Annotated in this window: 19 protein-coding genes; 12 read left to right on the top strand and 7 right to left on the bottom strand. The window is 56.3% G+C overall.

What is annotated here, in order from left to right; all coding sequences use genetic code 11:
- Positions 1-11: 11 nt before the first annotated feature.
- Together dsrB and dsrA are read right to left on the bottom strand one after the other, a co-directional pair.
- Entirely contained in the window at positions 12-1,088 is a 1,077-nt protein-coding gene (dsrB, locus tag R6U90_RS00665) for a dissimilatory-type sulfite reductase subunit beta (protein ID WP_410350728.1), read from the bottom strand.
- Positions 1,089-1,134: 46 nt separating this feature from the next.
- Positions 1,135-2,394: a dissimilatory-type sulfite reductase subunit alpha gene (gene dsrA, locus R6U90_RS00660; protein ID WP_410350727.1), complete on the bottom strand. Its 1,260-nt coding sequence runs from the start codon at positions 2,392-2,394 to the stop codon at positions 1,135-1,137.
- A 474-nt stretch (positions 2,395-2,868) separates the two neighbouring features.
- Between dsrA and R6U90_RS00655 the strand changes: the two genes are divergently transcribed.
- The 5 genes from R6U90_RS00655 to R6U90_RS00635 all read left to right on the top strand — a co-directional run bounded on the left by R6U90_RS00655 (position 2,869) and on the right by R6U90_RS00635 (position 5,699).
- Positions 2,869-3,780, top strand: coding sequence for a TauD/TfdA family dioxygenase (locus R6U90_RS00655; RefSeq protein ID WP_410350726.1), 912 nt, complete (start codon positions 2,869-2,871; stop codon positions 3,778-3,780).
- A 223-nt stretch (positions 3,781-4,003) separates the two neighbouring features.
- Entirely contained in the window at positions 4,004-4,192 is a 189-nt protein-coding gene (locus R6U90_RS00650) for a sulfur relay protein DsrC (RefSeq protein ID WP_410350725.1), read from the top strand.
- A 19-nt stretch (positions 4,193-4,211) separates the two neighbouring features.
- Positions 4,212-4,886 carry a type I-MYXAN CRISPR-associated protein Cas6/Cmx6 gene (gene cas6, locus R6U90_RS00645; protein ID WP_410350724.1) on the top strand — a complete coding sequence of 225 codons (675 nt, stop codon included), beginning with the start codon at positions 4,212-4,214 and terminating at the stop codon, positions 4,884-4,886.
- Between the two features lie 145 nt (positions 4,887-5,031).
- Positions 5,032-5,373 (top strand): TusE/DsrC/DsvC family sulfur relay protein, encoded by a 342-nt coding sequence (locus R6U90_RS00640; protein WP_410350723.1) that lies wholly within the window; start codon positions 5,032-5,034, stop codon positions 5,371-5,373.
- A 116-nt stretch (positions 5,374-5,489) separates the two neighbouring features.
- A complete protein-coding gene (locus R6U90_RS00635; protein WP_410350722.1) occupies positions 5,490-5,699 on the top strand; it encodes a hypothetical protein in 210 nt (69 codons plus the stop codon).
- 252 nt (positions 5,700-5,951) lie between these two features.
- Here R6U90_RS00635 and R6U90_RS00630 read toward each other — a convergent pair whose 3' ends face one another.
- Entirely contained in the window at positions 5,952-6,626 is a 675-nt protein-coding gene (locus R6U90_RS00630) for a Fe2+-dependent dioxygenase (RefSeq protein WP_410350721.1), read from the bottom strand.
- Positions 6,627-6,708: 82 nt separating this feature from the next.
- Between R6U90_RS00630 and R6U90_RS00625 the strand changes: the two genes are divergently transcribed.
- On the top strand, positions 6,709-7,026 hold the full coding sequence (locus R6U90_RS00625; protein WP_410350720.1) for a hypothetical protein: 318 nt from the start codon (positions 6,709-6,711) through the stop codon (positions 7,024-7,026).
- Between the two features lie 276 nt (positions 7,027-7,302).
- Positions 7,303-8,874, top strand: a complete 1,572-nt coding sequence (locus tag R6U90_RS00620; protein ID WP_410350719.1) for a methyl-accepting chemotaxis protein — start codon at positions 7,303-7,305, stop codon at positions 8,872-8,874.
- A gap of 204 nt (positions 8,875-9,078) precedes the next feature.
- Here the strand turns inward: R6U90_RS00620 and R6U90_RS00615 are convergent, their stop codons facing one another.
- From R6U90_RS00615 to R6U90_RS00605, 3 genes are all read right to left on the bottom strand, one after another.
- A complete protein-coding gene (locus R6U90_RS00615) occupies positions 9,079-9,534 on the bottom strand; it encodes a GNAT family N-acetyltransferase (protein ID WP_410350718.1) in 456 nt (151 codons plus the stop codon).
- A gap of 14 nt (positions 9,535-9,548) precedes the next feature.
- The gene (locus R6U90_RS00610; protein ID WP_410350717.1) at positions 9,549-10,157 is read right to left on the bottom strand and encodes a 2OG-Fe(II) oxygenase; all 609 of its coding nucleotides are present in this window, start codon (positions 10,155-10,157) and stop codon (positions 9,549-9,551) included.
- A gap of 137 nt (positions 10,158-10,294) precedes the next feature.
- Positions 10,295-11,338 (bottom strand): Sfum_1244 family protein, encoded by a 1,044-nt coding sequence (locus R6U90_RS00605; protein WP_410350716.1) that lies wholly within the window; start codon positions 11,336-11,338, stop codon positions 10,295-10,297.
- 207 nt (positions 11,339-11,545) lie between these two features.
- Here R6U90_RS00605 and R6U90_RS00600 point away from each other — a divergent pair, with 207 nt between their 5' ends.
- Complete coding sequence (locus tag R6U90_RS00600; protein ID WP_410350715.1) at positions 11,546-12,097, top strand: hypothetical protein; 552 nt, start codon at positions 11,546-11,548, stop codon at positions 12,095-12,097.
- A 182-nt stretch (positions 12,098-12,279) separates the two neighbouring features.
- Here the strand turns inward: R6U90_RS00600 and R6U90_RS00595 are convergent, their stop codons facing one another.
- Positions 12,280-12,477 (bottom strand): hypothetical protein, encoded by a 198-nt coding sequence (locus tag R6U90_RS00595; protein WP_410350714.1) that lies wholly within the window; start codon positions 12,475-12,477, stop codon positions 12,280-12,282.
- Between the two features lie 411 nt (positions 12,478-12,888).
- Here R6U90_RS00595 and R6U90_RS00590 point away from each other — a divergent pair, with 411 nt between their 5' ends.
- The 4 genes from R6U90_RS00590 to R6U90_RS00575 all read left to right on the top strand — a co-directional run bounded on the left by R6U90_RS00590 (position 12,889) and on the right by R6U90_RS00575 (position 17,126).
- Entirely contained in the window at positions 12,889-13,323 is a 435-nt protein-coding gene (locus R6U90_RS00590; protein ID WP_410350713.1) for a tetratricopeptide repeat protein, read from the top strand.
- A 211-nt stretch (positions 13,324-13,534) separates the two neighbouring features.
- Positions 13,535-14,578: an AAA family ATPase gene (locus R6U90_RS00585; RefSeq protein ID WP_410350712.1), complete on the top strand. Its 1,044-nt coding sequence runs from the start codon at positions 13,535-13,537 to the stop codon at positions 14,576-14,578.
- Positions 14,579-14,597: 19 nt separating this feature from the next.
- Positions 14,598-15,983, top strand: coding sequence for a DUF2201 family putative metallopeptidase (locus tag R6U90_RS00580; protein ID WP_410350711.1), 1,386 nt, complete (start codon positions 14,598-14,600; stop codon positions 15,981-15,983).
- 12 nt (positions 15,984-15,995) lie between these two features.
- Positions 15,996-17,126: a hypothetical protein gene (locus tag R6U90_RS00575; protein WP_410350710.1), complete on the top strand. Its 1,131-nt coding sequence runs from the start codon at positions 15,996-15,998 to the stop codon at positions 17,124-17,126.
- The last annotated feature ends 3 nt before the right edge of the window (positions 17,127-17,129 follow it).

Raw genomic sequence — 17,129 nt, 5'->3', positions numbered from 1 at the left:
GTCCCCTTGGTTTAGAAGCGGATGTGGGTTGAAGCGTTCAGACTGTTACGGGCACCACGCCAGTTATCGATGTGGTACTTGGTGAACGGCAGACCGGTGACTTCGAAGAAACGCGGCCAACCGATACGGTCGATCCAGTCGTTGATACGCTCCCAGTCTTTTGCACCTTCCTTGTATTCCTTGAGAATGCGCTTGACGATAGCTGTTGCTTCAGGCCAACGCGGCGGATTGTTCGGAATACCGGAAGCAACCAGCTTCTGGAAGCTCGGCTTGCTACGGGCATTGGAGTGGTTACCACCCACCCAGATAGCCAGCTTGGTGTGTTCCGGATCGTTGATCTGCATGGGCGGGCAGGGCGGGAAGCAGGCACCACAGCAGATGCACTTCTTCTCGTCGACTTCCAAAGAAGCCTTGCCGTTAACCATGGCAGGACGAATCGCGGCAACCGGGCAACGGGCTACAACCGAGGGACGCTCACACACGTTGGCAACCAGATCATGGTTGATGCGCGGCGGCTTGGTGTGCTGAACGTTGATGGCGATATCACCCTGACCACCACAGTTGATCTGGCAGCAGGAAGTGGTGATATGCACACGGTTGGGCATGTTGCAGTTTTTGAACTCTTCGATGAGCTCATCCATCATGGCTTTTACAACACCAGAGGCGTCGGTGCCCGGGATATCGCAGTGCAGCCAGCCCTGGGTATGCGAGATCATCGCAACCGAGTTACCGGTACCGCCAACAACGAAGCCGGCGTCGGTCAGGGCGGTGATCAACGGATCAACCTTGGCCGCATCGGAAACCATGTATTCGATATTACTGCGGATGGTGAAACGGACATAACCGTCGCCATACTTTTCGCCGATTTCAGTCAGCTTGCGCAGCGAGTAAATATCAAGAATACGCTGGGTACCGGCCTTGACGGTCCAGATTTCGTCGCCGCTGTGAGCGACATGGCGCAGAACACCCGGTTTCGGATGTTCGTGGAATTTCCACAGGCCGAAGTTCTTGCGCATCACCGGATGCATGTACTGGAAGCCGTCAGGACAACCAGATTCAATAGGCTGACGCATATCTTCAAATGACATCATTATCTCCTGATTGAGTTAATCTTTAATCTGTCAACCTTGATGGTTACGCGGAAGCTTCTTCAGCTTTGCGGGCAAACCATTTTTCGGCTTCCTCGTCCCAACCATCAGTCCGCACATAAGAAGACTGACGCGGGTTGTTAACCATGTGTGGATCAACGTCGATGCCGACGCCTTCCAGGAAGTTCACCAGACCGATGCGTTCGATCATTTCACCGGTACGTTCATGCTCAAGAGCGTTTTCAGCGAAGAAGTCAATGGTTTCCTCGGCGATTTCCACCAGGCGTTCGTAGTCTTCTTCGGTTTCCAGCTTCATGAACGGAACGATAACGGTACCCATGAGGTCACCGATCTTCAGAGTACGCTTACCACCGATCAGCAGGGTGATACCACGGTCGTCGCCGGGAGACAGTGCCTTGTTCATAACGTTCAGGCAGTGCATGCAGCGTACGCAGTTGTGGTTGTCCACTTCCAGCGTGTCGTCGTCTTTCAGGCTCAGTGCCTGGGTCGGGCAACGGGTAACAACGTTGTCGATAACGTATTCACGACCCTTGGCCTTGACGAAATTTTTGACTTCTTCCTGATCGACTTTCATGTCGTCGCGCCAGGTACCGATGACGGCGAAGTCAGCACGTTCGATGGCGTTAACGCAGTCGTTCGGGCAGCCAGAGACCTTGAACTTGAACTTGTAGGGCAGGGCCGGGCGATGTACGTCGTCGGTGAAGTTGTTAACCAGCCAGCGTTGAATGCCGTGCTCATTGGCGCAGGACTGTTCGCAACGGGCGGAACCCACGCAGGACATGGCAGTACGCACGCACGGACCGGCACCGCCGAGGTCCCAGCCGTATTCGTTAATCTCATCGAAGAAGTGCTGGGTACCGGCCGTGTTGGTACCGATGAACATGATGTTACCGGTCTGACCGTGGAAGGTGACCAGGCCTGAACCGTGTTTTTCCCAGCTGTCGCCGAGCTGGTTCAGCATGTCGGTGGTGTAGTAGTTACCTGACGGCGGCTGAACGCGCAGGGTGTGGAATTCGCGAGAAGCGGGGAAGGCGTCGCCAACTTCGGAGAAGCGCGGAATGATACCGCCGCCATAACCGAAGACGGAAACGGTGCCGCCTTTCCAGTAACCCTTGCGGGTTTCGTAAGAGTGCTCCAGCTGCCCCAGCAGGGAACTGGCCATTTCATTGATTCGTTCGTCGGGATGGTCGTCGCGCAGACGCTTAAAGCCGGAAATAAAGCTGGGCCAGGGGCCTTTTTCCAGCTCATCCAGCATCGGAGTGTCATACAGTTTCTTTGCAGCCATGGTGTTCTCCTTAAGGGGTTACCCAAATAAGCCGTTTAACGTTTTACCTTCTAAACCCCACCAAGCCGTGGGATTAAACACATCTTTTTCAAGTTGCCCGAAGTCTATGCCGCAACTTTTGTGACGAGTATCATACTGATGGGGTGAATTGGTGTCTCCGGGTTATCCCCAATGGGGTATACCACCAGGCCACTACATGTAGGGGGTCTCGTCAATCCCGTACACAAAGGCCATTCACTCCCTGAGCCGACCGGCCGTTTACCTGTCCGGGCGTATTACCAGCTGGGTATTCGTCTGTCTGCCCTGGTATGCTCTAATCTGTTTTATGCTCCGCGCCGCGACCTCCTGATTTTGCTTATGAAGTGTCACTATATATAGCAGAGGGGGCGCCGGATTGCCGGGATGTAATTCCTGACTAAAAGAGTCGGGGATGCCCCGTAAAATGTGGGCGTATTCTACTGATGAATGGCCAGAATGCAAATCATTAATGTACCGATAAAAAACAGGGCCGCGGCGGTTGCCGCCTATGATCTGACTGATGACCGCGCCTATCGGCGCTGGCGAGATCAGCGCCTGGCTGACTATCCGGCCAGAGCCGCACAACTGCGTGTGCCGCTGGCCGATCCCGCTAATCTGAGCAAATATGAAATTGCTTGCCTGCGCGAGCAGGTGCAGCGCTGCAACATGGCGATCTATCAGGCCGATCCGGCGACCGGGCGCCAGGCGATCCGGGCGCTGGGACAACAGCTGGGACTCGAGCGACTGGACGGGAACCTGTGCGCCGACGAAGACAGCATTACCGCGCTGCAGGTCATCCCTGAGGGGCGCCAGCGGGGCTATATTCCCTACAGTAACCTGCCGCTGAGCTGGCACACGGACGGATACTATAATAAGGGCGATCAAATAATTCGGGCCATGTTGCTGCATTGCGTGCGCCCGGCCGCCAGCGGCGGCGAGAATGCACTGCTGGATCACGAAATAGCCTACATCCACTTGAGAGATACCCATCCCGCCTATATCTCGGCTCTGATGGCGGTCGATGCGATGACCATTCCCCCCAATGTGGAGCAGGGAGTCGAGATTCGCGGGGCGGTGAGCGGGCCGGTGTTCTCCATCGATGAGGCAACCGGCGCGCTGCATATGCGCTATACCCATCGTCAGCGCAATATCGAGTGGAAAGCCGACAGCCTGACCCTTGAGGCGGTCGCCTGTTTACGGGAATTTCTGGCCAGCGATTCGCCGTATATCTTTCGCTATCGCCTGGCCCCGGGGGAAGGTATCGTCTGTAACAATGTACTGCACAGTCGCAGCGGCTTCGACGACGACCCGGCGCAGCCGCGCTTACTGTACCGGGCGCGCTATTACGATCGCATCAGCGAGACATGAAAACAGTGATTCTCGCAGAGGCGCAGAGCCCGCAGCGGGAACAGGGAATTACATTCTTTTGCCTTCTCTGTGACCTGGCGAGAGAACAGCAAAATTAACAGCAAAGAGAAAGACTCTCGCAGAGACCAGAGCCCGCAATGGGAACAGGACATTAAATTATATTACTTTGCGTCTCCGCGTCTTGGCGAGAGAGCACTCAATTCACAAGCAACAGGACAGGATTATGCTCTGGTTAAGTGAGGTATTACTGCAACACCACGATCTGGAAAGTTTCGAACAGCTGGAAAAAGTGATCGTGGAGAGAGCCCGGGAAGGGGAAATGTTTTTCCGGATGGATGTCAAGCCGCCGTTTCAGGATACCCCGGAAAACTGGGAAGAACGTCTGGAAGCGGTCTTTACCGCCCGGACCTGAATGAGCGAGGTATCATCACGTGTTCTGGACTGAAGAGAACGACGAACAGGAACAATTTGTCATCCCCGAAAATGTGCTGGATGTGGTCTTTGCCGTGCAGGACTGTCCCTGTCTGCCGGCCGAACACGCCTATTCCCTGTCGCAAGCCCTGCATGAAGCGTTGCCCTGGCTGTACGAGGAGGAGCAGGTCGGTGTCCACCCGATTTACGGCGCGGAAAGCGGCAATGGCTGGCAACGGCCGGAAGACCCCGATGCGCCGATTTACCTCTCTCGCCGACAGAAGATGACCCTGCGCGTCCCGCGCGAGCGGCTTGATGACGTCCTGCAGTTGTCCGGACAAAGCCTTGAAATCGACGGCTACCGTCTGAGGGTCGGGGAGGCCAAAACCCGCCCGTTAAGTGACTTGCCGACCCTGTTTGCCCGCAATGTCGCCACCGAACCGGGACTGAGCGAGGATGACTTTCTGGCCCGGATCGCCACGGAGTTGCGTGAGCGTGATGTCCAGGTCAAGAAAATGATGGCCAGTATCGAGCGTGATATCCGCACCCCTGAGGGCCCACTGCATACCCGCGGCCTGATGCTGGCCGATCTCAAACCGGAAGATTCGGTGCGCCTGCAGGAAACCGGGCTGGGTCCCCACCGCAAGTTGGGTTGCGGCCTGTTTGTCCCGCAAAAAGGTATCAAAGCGGTTTGAACCCCGACCAAGATGATCGAAAATTCACGAAAAGTATTCACCCTGCTGCCGTTTTTTGGTTTAATAAGCGCCCTTTAATATTCGGCATTTGTGATTTTCGATAGGTTTATTGATACTGACTTGATATTACAGGGGACAATTAAAAATGGCTTATGAACTGAATGGCAAGACCATTGAGACGAACGAAAATGGCTACCTGCTCGATCATAACGACTGGAACGAGGAGCTGGCCCAGGTGATCGCCAACGAGGAAGGTCTCGGCGAGCTGACCGACAAGCATTGGGATATCATCAACTATCTGCGTGATGAATACATCAATAATGCCGGTAACCAGCCCAACGAGCGTACGATCCTCAAGGCCATGGGCGAAAAGTGGGGTGCCAAAATCGGCCAGAAGGATACCTTTGCCCTGTTTCCCAAAATGCCCTCCAAGCAGGGCGGCAAGGTCGCCGGTCTGCCGGAAAGCCGACGCAAGGGCGGTTATTAATACTGGCATAGACCAAAAGTGATATAGGCGGGGCAGGCTCGTCCTGCTACATTAAGCCAACATTACGAATTCAGATCCTACTATTTATATATAGAATAGAGAGCGAGGTAGCCGCTATGAGCTCAAAAGCAGAAAAGATCGCCAAGTTGATCGAAATGCAGAAAAAATTCATTGAATACGAACAGACCCACGGCGTTGATCCCAAGGATTACTACGCGCCGGAATCTGGCCACACCCTGGACGGTTACCGCCAGGAATACCGTGATCTGGCCATGGACGTCCTGGATGAAGCTCACAAGCAGGTCGGTTCCAAAGCCTTCAGCTAATCGTCTCACCGCGAAATAGCTAACAAAAACGGGGCCTTAGGCCCCGTTTTTATTTTGGATTCTAGACAGAATTTTATCTCGCCGTAGAGACCGCAGAGCCACAAACATAATTTTGAATGTTGAATTATGAATTTTGAATTGCGGCAGTCGAGATAATTCAAAATTCAGCATTCAGAATTCAACATTGTTATTTTCCTCTGCGGCTCCGCGCCTCTGCGTCCTCCGCGTCAAATCCCGGTATTCGTGAAACGGCTAGATCTCGGCCCACATGCGAAACAGGTTTGAATAGGCAATATCCACCTGGCGGGTCTCGTCGTCGTCCGGGCGCTGCTGCAGGAGACTTTCACGGGCCTGGTTAAGGCCGTAGAGCAGCTCCCGCCGGGCCGGGTCGCGGATCAGGCTCTGCGCCCAGGAGACAGCTACCAGCCGGGTGCCGCGGCTGACTTCGGTCACCTGATGCAGGCTGGAGGAGGGATACACCACGGCCTGGCCGGCCGCCAGTTTGATCGACTGGCTGCCGAAACTCGTACGAATCACCAGCTCCCCGCCGTCATACTCTTCGGGCGTGTTGAGAAACACCGTGACCGATACATCCGATCGATAACGCCCCTGGGCCGGTCCCATAATCGCATCATCTACGTGATCGCCATAGGCCATACCCGGTTGGTATCGGGCGTAGTAGGGGGCGGCGATTTTCGCCGGCAGGGCGGCGGCCTGATACAGGGGATGTTTGATCAGATTCCCCATCACCAGATTGTTCAATTGCTCGAGTTGCTGGGCATCGGCAGCCAGTTCCTCGTTCTGTTTGACCCGTTGGGCCGCCATGCCGGCGGAGAGTTTACCGTCGATGAAAGGAGTGTTGTCGAGGATGGAACGGATATAGTCGAGACGCTGTTGATCGAGCACGTCGGGAATTGTCACAAGCATTACGTGGTGTCTCTGTGAAAGGGATTCGTTACAATAGTACCAAATTCATGCCGGTCAACGCGCCGGCAAACAGGAGCACACGATGATACTGACTGTAATGGCGGATGGACAAAGTATTCCGCTGGAAGTGCCGGACAACATGCTCAATGAAGCCCGCCCGATATTTGACAAGATGGATGCGGACATGAATAACGGCTGGCAGATGGGCCGTGACTGGCTGGATAATCCGGATCCGGAGCAGCGCTGCCAGATCGCGGCCGACAAGTTGCTGACAGCCCTGGAAACGGACAACCCCAATATGGCGCAAATGATGGCCGCCTACATTCTCAGCAAGGCGCCGCATGTTGAAACCGTGGTGATCGATACCAACGGCGAACTGACCGAAACTCATTTCATGTAATTAATCCCTGCCGGATCGCGTGCCAGTCGATCCGGTTTGCCCCGCCTGTTTCTCCCGTTTTTAGCCCCCATAACAGGGTAAACCCCTATGCCTACAAGGGGTCACCCTGTGTCGATCGGTTCACAACTTCTTGAAATTCCTGTGCTTTTGTCCTATTAACCTAAAGAATATAGTTATATAAACGATAAGGTCATAACAGAGGCGCCGAGTGTAAGACAGGCGTTCCGGCGCAAGAGTGAATTAGCTTGTCTGCACGATACAGGGGAGTCCGGCGTCATGAAAAAGAACTATCCGATTACCGGCCAGGAGCGTGATTACCCGTCCAGCCTGAATATCCTTTCAACCACCGATCCGAAAGGGGTCATTACTTATGTGAACCCCGACTTTTGTGATGTCAGCGGATTCACTTTTGAGGAGTTGCTGAAAAAAAGCCACAATATGGTGCGCCATCCGGAGATGCCGCCCGCGGCTTTCGAAGATTTGTGGCAAACCATCAAATCGGGCCAGCGCTGGATGGGACTGGTGAAAAACCGTTGCAAAAACGGCGATCACTACTGGGTCGACGCTTACGTGACACCGATTATACAGGACGGCGAGGCCGTCGAGTATCAGTCTGTGCGGGTCAAACCACAGCGGGATCAGGTCCGCCGAGCCGAACGCTACTATGCGGCGCTGAGCCGGGGCAAAATGCCGCGCCAGGCCACCCGGACGCGCTTCGGTCTGCGAAGCCGATTACTGGCCGTAACCGGGCTGTCGTTATTACCGGTGCTGGGGGCCATGCTCTGGAGCAATTCGCTGGCCGTGCAACTGGGTTCGTTACTGTTAGCCCTGGCTATTGCCGCAACGCTTAACCAGCTGGTGACCACACCGCTGCGCAGGGCGGTCTCCCGGGCCCGGGAGATTATCGATAACCCCATGATGCAGGCAATTTATACCGGGCGGCGGGACGAGGCCGGCGCGCTGCAGCTGGCATTCAAATTTCTGCAACAGGAAGTGGTCGGGATGGTCGGACGAATCGCCGATTCCAGCAATCACTTGCTGGATATGTCCGGCAATCTCACTCGCGCCATGCAACAGAGTTCCGGCGCGCTGGGGAAACAGTCGGCGGAGACCGAGCAGGTTGCCACTGCCATCAATGAACTCAATGCCTCGTCCCAGGAAGTGGCCAACAGCGCCAGCCAGGCCGAACAGGCCGCTCGCCAGGCAGCGACTGCGGTGACCCGCGGCAAGGGAGTGGTGGAGCAGAACATCGCCACCATCCGGGGTCTGTCGCAGGAGCTGAACACGGCCAGCGAGATCGTGCGGGCGCTTGGCAGCGATACGGACAATATCAGCAAAATCATCGTGATGATTAACGGTGTGGCGGAACAGACTAACCTGCTGGCCCTCAATGCCGCGATCGAGGCCGCCCGGGCCGGAGAACAGGGTCGGGGCTTCGCCGTGGTCGCGGACGAGGTACGCATGCTGGCCCAGCGCAGTCAGGAGGCAACCCACGAAATTCAGGGCATGATTGAACAGTTACAGGAGCGTTCCCGACAGGCCGTTGAGGTCATGGATAAAAGTCAAATCGAGACCGGGCGCAGTGTGGAGCAGACCGGCGAGGCGGGTGAGGCACTGAGTGAGATTGATGACTCGGTGCGCTCGATTAACGATATGAACAGCCAGATTGCCAGGGCCGTCGAGGAACAGTCGGGTGTGATTGAGGAAATCAACCACAATATGGTCAATATCAATGATCTGGCCAATGACAACAGCACCGGCATGCAGCAGATGGAAGACTCCAGCCACGCATTACTGGAAACAGCCAAAAACATGGAATCGCTGGTGGATCAGTTCTGGTCCAAATAATAAATAACAGGGACGAGGGGCGAGTTACGAGGGACGAGCAAGATCGAACCCGGGTAACCACGAAGGCGCGAAGACACGAAGCATCCTTGAATTGAAATTTCAGAGTTTACCCTTCGCGTCTTCGTGGTGAAGTGTCAACAGGTAGGCCGGACAAAGCGGTAGCGGTGTCCGGCAATCTGACACATGCCCGATACCGCTATCGCTTTATCGGGCCTGCCCGGGACTGTCGGTCAGGGCTTTATGCATTTTGTAATGGATAATCTCGCCGAACAAAGTGTGGCTCCGGCCCAGTAGTTCATAACCCTGCCGGCGATAAAACCCCACCACCGGCTCCCGGGCGTGCAATACCAGATTTAGCAGTCCCTGTGCGCGCGCGGCGTCTTCCAGAGCCAGCAGCATTTGTTTGCCCAGTCCCTGTCCGCGATAAACGGGATCGACCGCCATGTAGCGTATCTGGCCGGTTTCAGAATCCAGGGCATGCAGGCGCCCGACGGCACGGAGCTGCTGCCCGTTGTCGAGGATCATGCGATGGGTGGCATCGGCCTCGTGTTCGTCGCGTTCGCTGCCCCGTGACTGGTGCCACGGGGCCCGCAGAACCTGCCAGCGCAGTTCATAATAAGCGTCAAACTGCACCGGTGTCCGGGGTGTGTCAATTTGCATCGTTGCCAACGCTGTCAGGCAAACACGACCCAGGTGGTGGCGATGTATTTGATGCCATCCTCGAGAACACAGGCGCGATGTTCATGGGTCCAGAAGGGCGGGAACAGCACGAGCTTGCCGGTTTCGGGTTTGACCTTGAGGTTTTGATATAAAAATTCGGTTTCGCCGCCGGCGTCGACATCATTCAGATACCACAGGGCGACCAGCTGGCGCATGGCAAAGTCGTGACTGCCACCGTCGATATGCCAGTGATAATACTCCCCGGGCTGGTAACGTTGCAGGCCGTAGCCCATGTCCTTGAACGGTCCCTTGAAATAGGGAAACGTTTCGCGAAACTCGAGCAGGGCGGTTTTGAGCGACTGAAACAGGGCCTGATCGATATCCTTCCAGTGTTCCTTACCACTGACTACGAGATCGGTGGTTTTTTTTACGCCGCTGTTCTCATCTATCGTCTGTCCGATGCGGCCCGGATACTGCTCATCAGTGTGCTGTTCGAAGCGCGTAATCATTTCCCGGCACAGTTCAGCCGGCAGCGCATTTTGCTGCTCGAAAATAAAACTGTTGGGTTGCAACTCGCGGATCGTTGTCAGCGGCGTCGGGGTGGATTCCATCTTGGCGGACATCGTCAATCCTGTAGCAAGTTAGAGATCAAGATCATAACGCAAAGGCGCAAGGTAATGTTGAATGCTTAATGTTGAATTTTGAATTAAATGCGGGCCCGCCATTCAAAATTTAAAATTCAACATTCAAAATTATATCTTCACAGTCGGTTGTTTTCGATCAGATCCTGGATGGCTGCCACGTACTGGCGCTCGGGATCGGGGTCGATTTTGAGGATTTCCCCGGTCAACTGCGACCAGTGTTCTTCATTGCGATCGGCCATCTCCTCGAGCCGGCGGCGGTTGCCGGTTTCCTGCCAGTGATGGTAGGCGTCCATCAGGGACGGCGACAGGTGCTTGCGCATATGGGTCAGGTTGCCGAAATAAAAATGCAGGGAGGGTTCGTTGTCCCTTTCCAGTAATGCGGGCAGGGTGGTGATGGCATCGGCCAGATGATCGCGTACCGCGCGCAGCATCAGTTCGGCTTTGGTGTAGGGGAGGGTGATCAGCAGCTCCTCCCATTTGTGACCCAGACGTTCGCCGGCGCGGATTTCACCGATCTCATGCAGCAAAATGGTCTCCAGTTCGTTATCGGTCATCGCTTCGAGGGCGCGTTCGATATCGGCCTTGAAGTCATAGTAGGCCAGAGCCTTGCCCATGGCGTTGTCGGGCTGATTCCAGTTCCAGCTTTCGAGCTTCTCCCATAACATTCGCTTCAGGGATTCGCGGCGGATGTAGATATTGTTTCCCTGAGCCATGGCCGGCGGCGAGGTGAGATCCCGTGCCAGCTCCTTGTCCGCTACAAAAAGGCTGTAACCGTTGTATTGATCGTGACGTTCGAGCCGGGCAAGGAAGAAATGCGGTTTATTGTTAATGCCCAGACCACCGCTGTAGACCAGCCCGGCATCCCGTAAGGCATCGTTGATGGCGCCGGAATCGAACGGGTCATATTGCATGTCGCCAATCTGCATGGGATTGAAGTCTTCGCTTTGCAGGCTGTCCCACAAAGCCTCTCGCTCCCGCAGCCAACTGCCGACCTGTCGGTTATCGAGCGAGGCGGAATAGGTCTCCCCGGCTTCCCAGCGGAAGAATTCACGCATTTTCATCAGGTAGATGCACAGGGTGTAATCCCCGGCATGACTGGCATCGGCAATGTGGCAGTTGTTCTGCACGGTCTCTTGCAGCTGTTGCATCTCAGGGGTCATCGAATGCGTTCCTCATTTTCGGCCAAAGCGGAGTATAATCTTGTTTTTGTGGCAAGTAACTTAGTAAAATACTCTGGTATACAGGTTAGCACGTTGTAATTAATGGTGCTACCCATTAATAAACAAGTACTTATATTGGGTTTTTCATCCAGTTACAGAGTAAACTCCGGCGCCCTGGCGCCCCCGACAAGAAAAGGTAAGGCAATCATGGTGCGTTTAAAGACCCGCTGGCACAACAAGGAAGCGACCCACAGTTTCGATCAGATCGCCGGAGCTCTGGCCTATAACCTCTGGAAAATTGCCATGAACGGCGTTCTGAACCTCGAGAAGGCCGATTTTGAAACCAACACGCTCAAGCATCGGATGGAAATCATCGCCGAATATCTCGCCTTCTGTGTCCACCTGGCGGATCGCATGACCTACGAGCAGTTCGACGAGAACGAGCGCCTGGCTTTTATGACCGAACTGGTCAGCAAATGCGCCAAGCATTATGAAGACAACATGCGGGATATCATGGGGGGCGGCGATTATCGCCAGGCATTTATCGAACTGGTGAATCACCGTATGGCCGAATACGCCGAGTGCGATTATTCCGCCGAGAACGGCCCGAGCTTCGGGATGAAGCGCATCTTCAGTGACTTCATCAAAGAGCTCCTCAATGAGAAAGACAAGCAGTGGATCGGCCAGCAGATCATCGATGCCGAAGCCCCTGAAATCGTCAAACACCTGCGCCGGGCAATGCCGAATCTCTTTACTTAGTTCTCAGTACTTGGTTCTTTGTGCTGAGTTTTGAGTTGAATTTTGCATTACTCAGGAAATCAGCAATTCAACATTCAAAATTATGGTCTCTTCCCCTCTGCGTTAAAAATAATCTTCTGAACGAGCACAGCACATAAAAAAAGCGGGCCGAAGCCCGCTTTTTTGTCACTTTTCGGTTGTGGTTATTTCTTGGCCCACTTGGAAAAGTTTTCGGTATTCTGGGCCTTGCCGTCTTCAAAACCGGCGCTGTAGGCCTCGGTGACCCGCTGTTCTTCCCGCTCGGGGTTGTGCAGGTAGCCGCCTTGCCACCCCTGGATGTACTCGGGGTCAACGCCCATTTCTTCCATTTTGGTGACGGTGTCATAATATTCTTGTTTCATGAGAGTCTCCTCTATGTTCAGCAGATTATCGCAAGTTCAGTAACATCAGTAGCTTCCAGCCCACGGGGCTTTCCGCCGTCGAGGGTCAGAGCAAAATTCAATCAGCGACGCCCTGTCGCGCTGCGCCTGCCCGGCTTGCCGTGCACAATGGCCGCGGAATATACCAGAGTCTGGCGCGTAAATCCCGTTTTTCTGCCGACAGGCGGCCGTTTTCTGCGGCCCGCACTGTCAAAGCCATCCGACAGACGCCGGTGTGGCAGTAGTGTACAAAAACCCTGATTTATCACGTATATCCCGATAGAGGGAGGTGCTTGCAACAAAGGGAATAATAACCGAGTACGTGACTAGGTTAAGTAAATCAGGATATAATCGCAGATTCACTGACACAGAACCGGATGGAGAGCATTGCACATGTCCGACTTTAACAGCACCGAAGAAGTGGAATTTTCCAGCGCTATGTCGGCCTTCGAGGCCAAACACTTCTCACGCGCGATGCCGATGCTGATGCCCTTTGCCGAAAAGGGCGAGGCCGAGGCCCAGCACCGGGTCGCCATCATGTACCAGAACGGACTGGGCGTGGTGCGCAGTGATGAAGAGGCCCTCAAGTGGATGCGTGCCGCTGCGGATCAGGGCCACGCCCTGGCCCAGCACGGCCTCGGTTTCATGTACCTGGAAGGCGAATGCGTCGAGAAGGATGAAGCCCTGGCGGTCGAGTGGTTTAAAAAAGCGGCCGAACAGGGCCTGGCCGGGTCCATGACCACCCTGGCGCTGATGTACGAAGAGGGCAAGGGCGTCCCGCAGGACGCCGAAAAAGCCAAAGAATGGTACGCCAAAGCGGGCTTTTGAAGGGCAATGTTGAATGTTGAATGTTGAATTTTGAATGAGTTATTTACCACCAATTCAACACTCAAAATTCAGAATTCAAAATTACATTGTTTTGCGTCCTCTGCGTGACGTACAGGGTGTACTAATGTCGCGGGAGGCAGGAGGCCGGGAGCGACCCTTTGCGCCTCTGCGTTAGTCTCTTTTTTTCGAATATGAAGGTGATAGTGAAGTTATGCGTCCAGCCCATTTAGTGTCCGTACTCGACAAGGAATTTTTAAGCGCCCGCGAGGGACAGCATACGCCGGTAATGATCTGGGGGCCGCCCGGGGTGGGCAAGTCGCAGATCATTGCCCAGATTGCCGGGCAGCATCAGGTTCCGCTGATCGATATTCGCCTGTCGCAGATGGAGCCCAGTGATCTGCGCGGGATTCCGTTTCGCAACGGCGAGACGGTGGAGTGGGCGGTACCGGCGATTTTGCCCGATGCCGAGCGCCATGGTCCCCAGGGCATTCTGTTCCTGGATGAGATCACCTCGGCCACGCCGAGTGTTTCGGCGGCGGCCTATCAGTTGATTCTCGACCGCCGTCTGGGGGAATACGAGATTCCCGACGGCTGGGCGATCTTCGCCGCCGGTAACCGCCAGGGCGATCGCGGCGTCACCTATACCATGCCGGCACCGCTGGCCAACCGCTTCTCGCATTTCGAGTTCGAGGTCAATCTGGACGACTGGGTGGCCTGGGCCTATCAACATGGTGTCGATGACCGGGTCATCGCGTTCGTCCGTTTTCGCCCGGAACTCCTGTTTGAATTCGACCCGGCCCACAACCCGATGGCCTTCCCGTCGCCGCGCTCCTGGGAGTTTGCCAGCCGGGCCCTGCACAAGTTCGAACACCACAATGATATTCGTCTGGGGACCCTGCAGGCCTGTGTCGGCCCGGCTGCCGGCATCGAGCTGAATGCGTTTATCAACAATCTGGATCAGCTGCCGGATATCGACGCGATCCTGCGTGGCGAATCGGTCCCGGCGCCCAAAGAGATCGATCTGCAGTACGCCGTGGCCGCCTCGCTGGTCGGCCGGGCGATCAAGGCGAAGGAGAGTGCCGGGGCGCAACAGGTGCACGGCAATATTCTCGACTACGCCAGTGTCTTCCCGCAGAAGGAGATGGGCGTGATGCTGGTCTCCGACATGCACCGGGCTATCGGCCAGGAACTCTTCAGCGTGCCGCAGTTCGCCAGGTGGTCCAACGAAGTCGCCGATGTGATGCTGTATAACTGAGCCTGATCGACGAGTCGTCATGAGCGAGCAGGATCTGGAAACCAAACTGGCCGCCGCGCGGACCCGGCTGATTATCGACAAGCCGTTTCTCGGCGCGCTGGTATTGCGTCTGCCGATGATCAAAGGGGATCCGAACTGGTGCAAGACTACCGCCACCGATGCGCGCAAATTCTATTACAATGCCGAATACATCAATGATCTGAGTCTCGCCCAGACCCAGTTTGTTCTGGCCCATGAGGCCCTGCACTGCGCGTTGTCCCACTTTGCCCGGCGCCAGCATCGGGTGCGCCATCGCTGGGACCTGGCCTGTGACTTTGCCATCAACCCGATTCTCATCAAGGACGGCCTGACGCCGCCGCCCAATGCGCTCTATCAGCCGATGTTCGACGGCATGACCGCCGAAGAGATCTATCCGATGCTGGATGACTTCGAGAATGAGACGCCGCAGGATCAGCACGTCTACGACGACTCCGACCCGGACGGCGAGAATCCGCAGGGTGACATGGAACCGCCAACCGAAACCCCCTCATCACCGCAGGACCAGCCCGACGAACAGGGCGGCGATAATGACGACCAGGAACCCGATTCCCGGCCCAACGAGGGCCAGGGCGGCAACAATGACGCGGATGAGGATAACGACAGCGAAGCCGACGGCAACGGCACGCGCCCGCAGCTCGACGAGGACGAAATCAAGGGCGGTGGTTCGAGCCCCCGGCCAGATGACTCCGACTCGCCCGAGGGGGCCCCACAGCCTGCGCCACTGTCACACAGCGAACGCGAAGCGCTCAGTGTCCAGTGGAAGCAGCGTCTGGCCGGCGCTGCCCAGACCGCCATGCAGGCCGGCAAGCTGGGCGAGGACATGGCACGGCTGGTGGACTTTCTGCTCCAGCCCGAGCTGCCCTGGCGCTCGTTGCTGGCACGCTACATGAGTTCGGTGGCCCGTGATGATTACAGTTACACCCGGCCCAACCCCCGGCGCGGCGACCCGGCAGTGTATCCCAGCCTGCGCAGTCAGCAGGTGGATATCGTGGTGGCGATCGATACCAGCGGGTCGGTCTCCGACGCCGAGATCCAGGCGTTCATCTCGGAAATCGACGCCATCAAGGGCCAGATACGCGCCCGCATCACCCTGATCGCCTGCGATGCCGAACTGTCCGGGGACGGCCCCTGGGTGTATGAGCCGTGGGATGAGTTCAACAAACCGGTGTCGATCAAAGGCGGCGGCGGTACCTCGTTCGTCCCGGTGTTCGAATGGGCCGAACGCCAGGACCGTTATCCGGAACTGCTCATCTATTTTACCGATGCTGAGGGACAGTTCCCCAAATACGAGCCGGGGTTCCCGGTGATCTGGCTGGTCAAGGGCAAGGCGCCGGTGCCTTTTGGCCAGCGTATCCAGCTGAACTGATACAATAGACGCATGGAACTGTCCAACGAAGACGCATTGCGCCTCAACGTGCTGCTCAATCAGGATCTGCAGGCGATCCGCATCGATGAGTCGAAGATGATCGTCTATGGCCTCTCCGACAAGGGGGAGGCAACGATCCCGCTCAATCCCAATTGCCGTGACGAGCAGTACATCAAGCAGGTCAAGGAGCTGATCTCCACCCACGTGCTGGGCTCGCCGGGTGGCTATCCGGTGTTTCTGCGCCGCTGGACCCGCATGGGCCAGACCAGGGACAAGAGCCTGGACAAACTGCTGCAGCTGGGCGAGTCCGAGGCCGTGGTGGCCGTGGTGCACGCCGAAGGGCTGACCGACGATCTGGCCCGGCGCGCCTGGTGGGCGATGCCCAATTCGGAAAATGCCCGTTGCATGCTGCGCCGCGAGGCGGTGGTGCAGGGCGAAATGGGCCCGGAGCTGGCCGATTTTCTGCTCGAGTTCCTGCCGTTCGAAGAAGAGCCGCGGGATATCGTCGAGTCGGTACGGCTGGTGCTGCAACCGGGCCTGGTGGACGAGACGATTCAACAGGATCTGTGGGCCAGAGGACACCGCAAGAATGCCTATCTGGTGGGTTTTCTGAAGACCCTGCCGGATGCCTTGCCCGAGCCGGCCGCGCCGCATCCGGCCCTGGAGGAGTTACGCGCTGCTCTGAGGCCCCTGATTGAAGAAGGTAACCCGGCGGCACGCCAGCTGCAGCGCACGCTGGATGCCCCCGGTCAGGCATTCCTGCGGACCGCCAGCCAGGTGATGAAAAAACCAACCAACCAGGATGTGGTGATAGCCCTGCTGGAGGCGATTGAAGACTATTTTGCCGACCTGCACCCCGGTTGTGAGCCATGCCGCGAGATCGATGGCGTGCTGGCCAACGCCCGTCAGTGTTGCGAGGATCCCCATCAGTTGCCGGCCCCGGCGCGCGAGGTGCACGAGTCACTGCCTGACGGGTATCAGCCGTTGCTCGAGTCGGCGCTGGTGCTCTCACAACTGGGGGTGCCGGTGATTAACCCGATTTTTGCTGTCTCCGATGCCATTGGCTCGGTGATGCGACGCAAAATCGAACCGGTCAGCCAACCGTTTTTCGAACACGCCAATCGACTGCTCGGCCAGTCCTGATAG

It is taken from the genome of Thiohalophilus sp. (genome assembly GCF_046483665.1).
Lineage (GTDB): Bacteria > Pseudomonadota > Gammaproteobacteria > UBA6429 > Thiohalophilaceae > Thiohalophilus.
The sequence above is the reverse complement of the archived record's forward strand: the minus strand, read 5'-3'. Positions and strand labels throughout refer to the sequence as shown.